We start from the raw sequence: 10,151 nt of genomic DNA, 5'->3' as shown, positions 1-10,151 counted from the left end.
CCCGTCCCCCCGCCCCAACGGCGACCCCCGCAGCCCGGCCGCCCGTGTCGCGCAGGCCAGCAGCGCACCGGCGGCCCCCGCCCCGGCACCCCACAGCGCGCCCAGCACCAGTGCCGCCGTCGCCCGCCCGCGCAGCTCCACTCCCGCGTCGAACGCGTCGATCCCGAACAGGGCCAGCGAGGCGTCCACCGACACCTCCGTCAACCACACGAGCAGCGGCAGTGCCACCGCCGTCGCGAGCCCGAGCCGAAGCGCGCAGCGCCCCATGAAGCCGAGCACGTTCCCGCCCCGTACATCGGCACCGGACGCACCCCCGGCAGCCGTGGCAGCCAGCCCCCGTACGAACGGCGTACGCACGGCGGTCAGGACCCCCGCGTACAACATCATCAGCGCGGCTGCCAGGCCGAGCAGCCAGAGCCGACCGTCCAGTTCGGCCAGACGGCCGAGGGTGACGGGTTCGCTCGCGTCGACGCGCAGCAGTTCACCGAGCGGGTCGGGCAGGAGATCGGCCAAGGTCCCGGTCGCGCTGCCGTCCCAGGGGACGAGGAGACCGAGGGGGACGCCCAGCCAGACCCCGTTCGGCGCGCCGAGGAGGGCTGCGCCCGCGATCCGCCGGGGATTCGGGTCGCCGATCGCGGCGTACACCGCCGCCGCGAGCCCGGCGAGGACCGCCACCAGGAGCACGGTGACCACGGCGGACACAGCCGGCCGTACGACCCGGTGCACGACGTCGAGTCCGGGCGGCAGGGGAGTGCGACGCGAGGCCAGCAGGGCGATGAGCAGCACGCCGAGGCACCAGGTCAGGCCGCCGAGCACGGTCGGCACGGCGTCGACCGTGAAGCCGACCCGGGCGTCGGCGGAGGCCAGGTCGCCGAGCCGGTCCGGCAGCAGACCGCCGCCGAGGTCACCGAGGTCGCCGAGCCCGGGGATCTCGACGTTGTCGAGGTCGCCGCCGCCCGGCAGCTGTTCGTCGATGCCCAGTCGGCTGCCGTCGAGGGTGATGACGGCGTTCCCGGCCCAGGCCAGACCACCCATCAACCCCACGAACAGCGCGAGCACCGTGCCGACGCGCGCGAGGAGTTCCACCGGCCGGACGACAACTCCCGTGCCACGCAAGGACCGTAGGAAGAACCAGGCCAGCAGGAGCGCACCCACGAGGCTGACACCCAGTGGCGTGATCTCGATGGCCGTGGTCGACTGCACCCCTTCCAGGCCCATCACGGACACATCGCCGGACGGCGTCACCGACCCACCCGCCCCGAGCGCCACAACCGCCGCCGTCATGGGCCCGAGTTCGCCCGCCGCGTCGGCCTCCAGCAGATGCAGACCGAGCGCAGCCACACCCGCCATGCCGATCAACGCCCAGCTCACGGCGGCGATCGCGGAGAACACCACATCCCCCCACGGCACGCGCCTGCCCTGGTCGACATACCGGTCGCTCATGGTCGGACCCCCCGATCCGCATCGCGGCGTTGCACCGCTGATGTCCCCCTCGCGTGGGATTACCACTCTCCGGCCCGGTTTCAACCCCGTCAACGGGACGGGGAGATGCCCCCGTACGTTCTCTTCACAAGGCCCGACTTTCGGTCAGGGGGTCGAGCCTGAAATAGTTCCCCCCGATGTTCGACATCCCTAGACTCCCTGTGTTGGGGGTAATTCGGGGGACAACTCAGTGGGGCATGGAGTGCCGGAACTCGTACTGGAATTGAACGGACAAACCTGGACGCTCGATCCGTCCAGGGCATACACCCTCGGACGTGATCCGCAGGGGGACATCGTGTTCGACGACGCCAGGGTGTCCTGGCGTCACGCCACGATCAGCTTCGGCGGCCGTAGTTGGGTGATCGAGGACCACGGCAGCACCAACGGCACCTTCGTGCAGGGGCAGCGGATCCACCAGTTGGAGATCGGCCCCGGCTCGGCCGTACACCTCGGCAACGCGACCGACGGCCCGAGACTCAGCCTCTCCGGCACCGCCGCGTCCGTCGCGCAGCCCCAGCAGCAGCCGTACGCGGCACAGGGCGCGAGCGCCGGATACGCCGGCCAGCAGAGCCCGCAGCAGCAGGCACCGCAGGCGGGCTGGCAGCAGCCGCCGGCGGCACAGGTCCCGCAGCAGCAGGGCTTCCCGCAGCAGGGCCCCGGTGGTGGCGCGGGGGCGCCGCCGGTCTACGGCGACCGCAGCCCGACCACGTTCCACCACCTGTCGCTCGGCCGTGTCATGCGCATCGGTCGTGCCCTGGAGAACGAACTGGTGGTCTCCGACCTCCAGGTCTCGCGTCACCACGCCGAGTTCCACGCGACGCCCGACGGGCGCTTCGAGATCCGTGACCTCGGCTCGCACAACGGCACGTTCGTCAACGGCATGCCGATCGCCAAGGGCGGCTCGGCCCTCCTCGGCCCGAACGACATCGTCGGCGTCGGCCACTCGACGTTCCGTATCATCGGCGATCGTCTGGAAGAGTTCGTCGACACCGGTGACGTCTCCTTCTCCGCGCGCCATCTGACGGTCACCGTCGACGGCGGCAAGCAGATCCTGAAGGACGTCTCCTTCGGGGTCCCGGAGAAGTCACTCATCGCGGTCATCGGCCCCTCGGGCTCCGGCAAGTCGACCCTGCTGAAGGCGCTCACGGGCTACCGCCCCGCCAACCAGGGCGACGTCCTCTACGACAACCGGAACCTGTACAAGCAGTTCGCCGAGCTGCGGCAGCGCATCGGTCTGGTCCCGCAGGACGACATCCTGCACAAGGAGCTGACCGTCAAGAAGGCCCTCAAGTACGCGGCCAAGCTGCGCTTCCCGGCCGACACCACGGCCGCCGAGCGCGACGCCCGCATCGACGAGGTGCTGCGCGAGCTCAAGCTCGACATCCACAAGGACAAGAAGGTCACCTCGCTCTCCGGCGGCCAGCGCAAGCGCGTCTCGGTCGCCCTGGAGCTGCTGACCAAGCCGTCGCTGATCTTCCTGGACGAGCCGACCTCCGGCCTCGACCCGGGCATGGACCGCGACGTCATGCAGCTGCTCCGCGGCCTCGCCGACGACGGCCGTACGGTCCTGGTGGTCACCCACTCGGTGGCCGAGCTGGCCATCTGCGACAAGCTGCTGGTGATGGCCCCGGGCGGCTCGGTGGCGTACTTCGGTCCGCCCGAGGAGGCGCTGAACTTCTTCGGCTACGAGACCTGGGCCGACGTCTTCTCCGCCTTCGAGAACTACCGCGACTACGACTGGGCGGGCCGCTGGAAGGGCTCGCAGCACTACCAGATGTACGCCGCGGACATCGACGCCGTCGCCCCGCAGTCGGTGCACATGCCGCCGCCGCAGGCGATGCGTCCGCCGAAGCCGCAGGGCTGGTTCTCCCAGCTCGGCACCCTGGTCCGGCGCTATGTCTCCGTCATCGCCTCCGACAAGGGCTTCCTGGCGCTGACGGTGATCCTGCCGGCCGTCCTCGGCGCGGTGAGCCTGCTCATCGACCCGGACAAGGACCTGCTGGTCAGGAAGATCAACCCGGCGACCGACCTGCCCATCCCGAACGGCACGGCCACCACGGTGCTGCTGATCCTCGCGGTCGGCGCGTGCTTCGCGGGAGCCGCCAACTCCGTCCGAGAGCTGATCAAGGAACGGGTGATCTACGAGCGGGAGCGGGCCACCGGCCTGTCGCGCTCGGCGTACCTGATGTCCAAGGTGATCGTGCTCGGCGCGGTGACCGTGTTCCAGGGCGCGATGGTCGGCGCGATCGGGTTCTCCAGCCGGACCATCCCGGACGAGGCGCTGATCTTCGGCGACGGCAAGGTCGCCGTGATGCTCGAACTGTCCATCCCGATCATGGGGCTCGGCTTCACGTCCATGATGTTCGGCCTGGTCATCTCCTCGCTGGTGAAGACCGCCGAGAAGACGATGCCGCTGCTGGTCATGTTCGCGATCATCCAGGTCGTCTTCACCGGCTGCCTCTTCGCCCTGCACGGCAGCCCCGGCGTCAACGAGTTCTCGTACCTGATGCCGTCGCGCTGGGCGGTCGCCGCCGCCGGTGCCACGCTGGATTTCAACAACATCAGCCCGCCCAAGGAGGCCGGCGACACCGACCCGCTGTGGGACCACACGGTCGGCGCCTACAGCCTCGACATGATCGCCCTCATCGTGCTCGGCGTGATCTGCGGCTTCCTCGTGGCCCGCTTCCTGCGCCGCCACGAGCCCGAGGTCATGCGCAAGTAGTCCACGGGCAGTGACGCACGAAGGGCGGCACCCGCACCGGGTGCCGCCCTTCCACGTTCTCAGAGGTCCCGCGCGGGCCTCAGTACGCGCTGTTGACGTTGTCGATCGAGCCGTAGCGGTCGGCGGCGTAGTTCGCGGCGGCCGTCAGGTTGGCGACCGGGTCGTACTGGCTCTTCTTCGTGCCCGGCACGTGGTAGGCGTCGAAGGTCGGCTTGATGACCTGCAGCAGACCGATCGACGGGACGCCGTTCTGGGCGTTGATGTCCCAGTCGTTGATGGCGTTCGGGTTGCCCGAGGACTCCCGCATGATGTTCTTGTGCAGGCCGTGGTAGGTGCCCGGGATCTTGTGCTTCTTCATGATGTCGAGCGCCTCGCGGATCCAGCCGTCGAGGTTGTCCGGGTACGACTTGGCGGCGGCGGCCTTGACCTGGGCGGCGCGCTTGGCGGACCGGCTCGCGGCCTCCTTCTTCGCGCGCTCCTGCTCGGCCTTCTTCTTCGCGGCAGCGGCGGCGGCCTTCTTGTCGGCGTCGGCGGCCTGGTTCGTGACGCTGGCCTTCGCGGCCGGGGCCGGGTTCTGGCTGAACGCCGCCGGAGCCGCGGACACCGTCTGCGTGGCGGTCTGAGCCTCGGCCGGCACCAGCGAGAACGCGAGGGCGGCGGCACCGAACGCGGCCACTCCGGCGAACGAGAGCTTGTGGGTCTTGGTCAGCGCGAGACTGTGGCCGGGGATCTTGGCGTTCTTGAGCATGAGTGATGGACCTCTTCGAATAGCGCGGAGGTCGCTCTGCGTGCCAGGTGGGGGACACAGCTCTTCCAGCACAAACGCCACGGGATGACCCGCGGCGCCGAGCGACAGCAGCAATTCTTAGCGGCCGCAAAATCGGGTGGCAAAGGTGTGACGTACGATGCCACTTAGTTGAACGGGAACCGGCAAAATAGGACAGACCACCCCGTCCTTCCCGCTCATACCGCCCGTATACATCTCCTAGGCTTCTTCGTACGTGATGTGGGCCCTATGGGGGGCCTCACATCACCCCGGCGGTTTGTTCACGTTCGGTTGCGTCAGCAATGCTCTGTGTGAGGTGCTCTCTCCGGCAGGATCAGATGCACGTCCCCGAACTCGTGCCACAGATACCGCCCCTCGATCGCCGCCCCGTACGCACGGTCGATCGCCGCCCGCCCCGCTACCGCCTCCAGCATCAGCAGGTGCGAGGCCTCCGGCTCGTGCAGCCCGGTCAGCAGCCCGTCGACCACCCGCACCCCGCGCTCCGGCGTCACCACCAGATCCGTCCAGCCCTCCCGGGCCCGTACGACGCCGTCGGACCCGGTCGCCGACTCCACGGCCCGCACCGCCGTCGTCCCCACCGCGACGACCCGTCCACCACCCGCCCGCGCAGCGTTGACCAGCCGCGCCGAGGCCTCGGGCACCGCGAACCGCTCCGGGTACGGCGGCTCGTGCGCCTCCGCCGACGCGACCCCGGTGTGCAACGAGACGGGCGCGAACTGCACCCCCCGGCTCACCAGCTCCGCCACCAGCCGGGCCGTGAACGGCCGCCCGGCACTCGGCATCTCCGCACTGCCCGCCCCGTCCTCGGACGGCAACGCGAACACCGTCTGGTACACCGACAACGGCTGGTCCCGCTCGGTGTAGGAGTAACGGATCGGCCGCCCGTGCTTCCGCAGCAGCCCGGCGACGGCCGCCGAGGACACCCGGGCCCACCACAACCGCTCCCCCCGCCCGCTCAGGGGCTCCTCCAGGACCAGCCGTACGTCACGCGGCAGCCGCACCTCCGTCCCCGCCGGACCGCCCGCACGCGCGCGCGTGGTGCCGCGCCCGTCCGGATCCCGCAGCTCGACCGCCCACCGCCCGTCGTCGCCCCGCGTGGAGAAATGCACCACCACGCGCGCGTGCCCGATCCTCCCGTCCACCGCCGCCGCCAACGTGGGCGAGGTGTTGACCACCAGCAGATCGCCCGCCGCCAGCAGCCCCGGCAACGCCGCGAACGCGTGGTGCGAGACCTCCGTCCCCCGCGAGACCAGCAGGCGTACGCCGTCCCGGTCGAGGCCCGGCCCGCGCTGCTCGGCGGGCACGCGCGCGTGGAGCGCCTCCGGCACCCGCACCGTCACCGTCGTCATCGCCCCTCCAGCAGCGACGACGCCGCGTAGCGGCCACTGGCCGGCCGCTCGTCGAGCAGCCGCAGGAAAGCGGGCACCACACCGGCCGGCGCCGGTCGCGGCTCGTCGTCGTCCGGTACGGCCGCCGCGTACAGGTCCGTGCCCATGTCGCCGGGATCGACGGCCCACACCCGAAGGCCCGGCTCCTCCTCCGCCAGCACCGCCGACAACTGGTCCAGCGCCGCCTTCGAGGCCCCGTAACCGCCCCACGTCCCGTACGCCTCGACCGCCGCGTCCGAGCTCACGCCGATCACCGTGCCCGCCCCCGAGGCCCGCAACAGCGGCAGCGCTTCCTGGACCAGCCCCAGCGCCGCGACCACATTGACCTCCAGCGCCCGCCTCAGCCCCTCCAGGGGCAGCCCCTCCAGCCGTACGAGCGGCTCGGCGCCGAGCGCGCTCGCGTTGTTCACCAGCAGGTCCACCCCGCCCAGCCGCCGCGCGGCCGCCACCAGCTCGGCCCGGTGCCCGGCGTCCGTGACGTCCCCCGCCAGGGCCTCCACCCGCGTCCCGTACGCCGACAGCTCCGCCGCCGTCTCCTTCAGGGGCCCGGCGGTCCTGGCGTCGAGCACCAGATCCCACCCGCGCTCTGCCAGCGCCGCGCCGAGTGCCCGGCCCAGCCCCTTCGACGCCCCCGTGATGATCGCAACCGGCATGACATCCGTCCCCTCGTCCTCGCCCGCCTTCGAACCCGGCGGCGGTGATCCCAACGTAGGAACCGCACCGCCCCCACCGCCTCGTACGCGGGCACCAGAGCCCCGGGGCCCTTCGCCCTACGCCACCGGGCCGGGCCCCCGGACGTAGGACCCGTCCAAGGCCGCCCGACCCGGCCCCGGGGACCTAGGACCGGTCGTAGGCCCCGGACCTACGTCCGAGGGCCCCGGCGAGGCCTCCGGCGGTCCGATCCGCCGTGTCGGACCCCGCCGGTACGGTGAGGTCATGAGTCAAGGTCCACGGTCCGGCCTCGCCGCGGTGAGCAGCGCCCTGCTGGCCATGAGCAGGCACCTGGAGGTGCGCGACGTCCTCAAGACGATCGTCGCCTCCGCGCGCGAGCTGCTGGACGCGGAGTACGCAGCGCTCGGGGTCCCCGACGACCACGGCGGCTTCGCGCAGTTCGTCGTCGACGGCGTCAGCGACGCCCAGTGGAGGGCCATCGGCCCGCTCCCGCGCCAGCACGGCATCCTCGCCGCGATGCTCCACCAGGCCACCCCCGAGCGCCTGGCCGACGTCCGCAAGGACCCCCGTTTCGAGGGCTGGCCCAGCGCCCACCCGGAGCTGATCGACTTCCTGGGCCTGCCCATCCGCGACGGCGACGAGGTCATCGGCGCCCTCTTCCTCGCCAACAAGCGCTGCCCCAAGCCCGACGGCGGCTGCGGCTTCACCGAGGAGGACGAGGACCTGCTGTCGATCCTCGCCCAGCACGCCGCCATCGCCCTCACCAACGCCCGCCTCTACGAACGCAGCCGCGAGCTGACCATCGCCGAGGAACGCTCCCGGCTTGCCCACGAACTGCACGACGCGGTCAGCCAGAAGCTGTTCTCCCTGCGCCTGACCGCCCAGGCGGCCGCCGCCCTCGTCGACCGCGACCCCTGCCGCGCCAAGGGCGAACTCCAGCAGGTCGCCGCCCTCGCCGCCGAAGCCGCGGACGAACTGCGCGCCGCGGTCGTCGAGCTCCGCCCCGCCGGGCTCGACGAGGACGGCCTGGTCGCCACCCTGCGCACCCAGGTCCACGTCCTGGACCGCGCCCACAGCGCCCGCGTCACCTTCTCCGGCCGAGGTGCCCGCGCACTGCCCGCCGCCCAGGAGGAGGCCATGCTGCGCGTGGCCCAGGAGGCCCTGCACAACGCCCTGCGGCACTCGGGGGCCGAGCGGGTCGACGTCACGCTGGACCGGCACGGCGGCGGAGCCGTCCTACGGATCACGGACGACGGCGACGGCTTCGACCCCCAGGCCGTACGCCGCGCGGGACGCCACCTCGGCCTGGTCTCCATGCGCGACCGGGCCAGCGGGGTCGGCGGCCGGCTGACCGTGGAATCGGCGCCCGGAAAGGGCACCACGATCGAGATGGAGGTCCCCGGTGGCTGAGGCAATCAAGGTGCTGCTCGTCGACGACCACCAGGTGGTCCGCCGCGGCCTGCGCACCTTCCTGGAGGTGCAGGACGACATAGAGGTCGTGGGAGAGGCCGCCGACGGCGCCGAGGGAGTCGCCCGCGCCGAGGAACTACGGCCCGACGTCGTGCTCATGGACGTCAAGATGCCCGGCATGGACGGCGTCGAGGCCCTCCGGAAGCTCCGCGAACTGGCCAACCCCGCGCGCGTGCTCATCGTCACCAGCTTCACCGAGCAGCGCACGGTCGTCCCGGCCCTGCGCGCCGGCGCCGCCGGATACGTCTACAAGGACGTGGACCCCGACGCCCTGGCCGGCGCCATCCGCTCGGTGCACGCCGGGCACATCCTCCTGCAGCCGGAGGTCGCCGACGCCCTGCTGTCCCAGGAGGAGGCCAACTCCGGCCAGGGGAGAGGCGGTTCGCTGACCGAGCGGGAGCGCGAGGTGCTCGGCCTGATCGCCGACGGCCGCTCCAACCGCGAGATAGCCCGAGCGCTGGTGCTGTCCGAGAAAACGGTGAAGACCCACGTCTCGAACATCCTGATGAAGCTCGACCTGGCGGACCGGACCCAGGCCGCACTGTGGGCGGTACGCCATGATGTGACCGGATGATGTGCGGATTGTCCGGCAACACGGAGGGTTCCGCTCCGGGCTGAGATTCATACTGTCGGGTGTATGTCCCCCGGGTGGCGCATCCTGCCGGGACCCCCGGCGTTCTTCATTGCGTGCTGCGTGCGACCGCCGCAGTGATCGCAAGGAAGGGCTCAAAGTGAAGAACCTGAAGAAGGCCGCCGCTGTCACGATGGTGGCCGGTGGCCTCGTCGCCGCCGGTGCCGGTATGGCCTCCGCCACCGACGGCGGGGCGCACGCCGACGGCAAGGCCATCGGCTCGCCGGGCGTCGTCTCGGGCAACGTCATCCAGGCCCCGGTCCACATCCCCGTGAACGCGGTCGGCAACAGCGTGAACGTCGTCGGCATCCTGAACCCGGCCTTTGGCAACCTGGGTGTCAACCACTGAGGTTTCCTCCCCGGAGCACCAGTGACCACCGGCCTTCCAGGCACTCCCTGGGAGGCCGGTCAGGTTCTGTCCGGATACTTTTCGTTCTGTAGTCGTTCCATCGCCGCAATACGCCGAAGGGGCCCTTCCCGTCGCGCGTGCGTACCACCGCGGACCGCCCGGCGTTGATCAGCGCACGGCCCGCGGGCGGGCCGGGCCCGTACGACGCAGGAGGAACGCAGCTCATGAACTTCGCCAAGAAGGCCGCCCTGACCGTCACCGCCGCCGGTCTCGCCGCGGGCGCATCGTCCGGCGCCGCCGTCGCCGACTCGGTAGCCGACAGCGCAGCGGTGGGATCCCCGGGCGTCGCCTCCGGCCTCGACGTCCAGGTCCCCGTTGACGTCCCCGTCACGGTCGCGGGTCTCAGCGCCAACCTCATCGCCGCCCTCAACCCGACGTTCGGCAACATCACCGCCAACCACTGAACACGGCCGCGCCAGCCATCCAGCCGTCCCAGCTGCGGGCAGTCGTGCCGCTACTGCAGGGGCGGCACGGGTGGGCGCAGGCGGCACCCGGCAAGCGCCGGCGAGCGAAACCCCGCCCCGCCCAGCCGCAGCCGCCGAGCAACACACCGCCAGGGGCCCAGCCCTGTCTCTTAAAAAAATATGACC

Annotated in this window: 9 protein-coding genes; 5 read left to right on the top strand and 4 right to left on the bottom strand. The window is 71.3% G+C overall.

The window, feature by feature from the left end; translation table 11 throughout:
- A partial coding sequence (locus P1P70_RS33320; protein WP_319244461.1) for a streptophobe family protein occupies positions 1–1,443 on the bottom strand: 1,443 nt, incomplete at its 3' end.
- Positions 1,444–1,684: 241 nt separating this feature from the next.
- On the opposite strand from P1P70_RS33320, the gene P1P70_RS33315 reads away from it, so the two are divergent.
- Complete coding sequence (locus P1P70_RS33315) at positions 1,685–4,204, top strand: FHA domain-containing protein (RefSeq protein ID WP_319244459.1); 2,520 nt, start codon at positions 1,685–1,687, stop codon at positions 4,202–4,204.
- A gap of 79 nt (positions 4,205–4,283) precedes the next feature.
- On the opposite strand, the gene P1P70_RS33310 is transcribed toward P1P70_RS33315, so the two are convergent.
- The 3 genes from P1P70_RS33310 to P1P70_RS33300 all read right to left on the bottom strand — a co-directional run bounded on the left by P1P70_RS33310 (position 4,284) and on the right by P1P70_RS33300 (position 7,032).
- Positions 4,284–4,952 (bottom strand): transglycosylase SLT domain-containing protein, encoded by a 669-nt coding sequence (locus P1P70_RS33310; RefSeq protein WP_319244457.1) that lies wholly within the window; start codon positions 4,950–4,952, stop codon positions 4,284–4,286.
- 314 nt (positions 4,953–5,266) lie between these two features.
- Entirely contained in the window at positions 5,267–6,340 is a 1,074-nt protein-coding gene (locus P1P70_RS33305; protein WP_319244455.1) for an S-adenosylmethionine:tRNA ribosyltransferase-isomerase, read from the bottom strand.
- Entirely contained in the window at positions 6,337–7,032 is a 696-nt protein-coding gene (locus P1P70_RS33300; protein ID WP_319244453.1) for an SDR family NAD(P)-dependent oxidoreductase, read from the bottom strand. The genes P1P70_RS33305 and P1P70_RS33300 overlap by 4 nt, the downstream gene beginning before the upstream one ends.
- Positions 7,033–7,315: 283 nt before the next feature.
- On the opposite strand from P1P70_RS33300, the gene P1P70_RS33295 reads away from it, so the two are divergent.
- The 4 genes from P1P70_RS33295 (at position 7,316) to P1P70_RS33280 (ending at position 9,965) form a co-directional block, all read left to right on the top strand.
- Positions 7,316–8,461: a GAF domain-containing sensor histidine kinase gene (locus P1P70_RS33295; RefSeq protein WP_319244451.1), complete on the top strand. Its 1,146-nt coding sequence runs from the start codon at positions 7,316–7,318 to the stop codon at positions 8,459–8,461.
- On the top strand, positions 8,454–9,095 hold the full coding sequence (locus tag P1P70_RS33290; RefSeq protein ID WP_319244449.1) for a response regulator transcription factor: 642 nt from the start codon (positions 8,454–8,456) through the stop codon (positions 9,093–9,095). The genes P1P70_RS33295 and P1P70_RS33290 overlap by 8 nt, the downstream gene beginning before the upstream one ends.
- 157 nt (positions 9,096–9,252) lie before the next feature.
- Entirely contained in the window at positions 9,253–9,501 is a 249-nt protein-coding gene (chpE, locus tag P1P70_RS33285; RefSeq protein ID WP_033529228.1) for a chaplin ChpE, read from the top strand.
- Between the two features lie 224 nt (positions 9,502–9,725).
- Positions 9,726–9,965 (top strand): chaplin family protein, encoded by a 240-nt coding sequence (locus P1P70_RS33280; protein ID WP_319244447.1) that lies wholly within the window; start codon positions 9,726–9,728, stop codon positions 9,963–9,965.
- The last annotated feature ends 186 nt before the right edge of the window (positions 9,966–10,151 follow it).

Origin of the sequence: Streptomyces sp. MB09-02B, from assembly GCF_033794485.1 — a bacterium.
GTDB lineage: Bacteria > Actinomycetota > Actinomycetes > Streptomycetales > Streptomycetaceae > Streptomyces.
The sequence above is the reverse complement of the archived record's forward strand: the minus strand, read 5'-3'. Positions and strand labels throughout refer to the sequence as shown.

Excerpts from the sequence above, each read along its gene's own strand:
- P1P70_RS33310 (WP_319244457.1), bottom strand. The coding sequence starts at position 4,952 with ATGCTCAAGAACGCCAAGATCCCCGGCCACAGTCTCGCGCTGACCAAG.
- P1P70_RS33305 (WP_319244455.1), bottom strand. The coding sequence starts at position 6,340 with ATGACGACGGTGACGGTGCGGGTGCCGGAGGCGCTCCACGCGCGCGTG.
- P1P70_RS33300 (WP_319244453.1), bottom strand. The coding sequence starts at position 7,032 with ATGCCGGTTGCGATCATCACGGGGGCGTCGAAGGGGCTGGGCCGGGCA.
- P1P70_RS33295 (WP_319244451.1), top strand. The coding sequence starts at position 7,316 with ATGAGTCAAGGTCCACGGTCCGGCCTCGCCGCGGTGAGCAGCGCCCTG.
- P1P70_RS33280 (WP_319244447.1), top strand. The coding sequence starts at position 9,726 with ATGAACTTCGCCAAGAAGGCCGCCCTGACCGTCACCGCCGCCGGTCTC.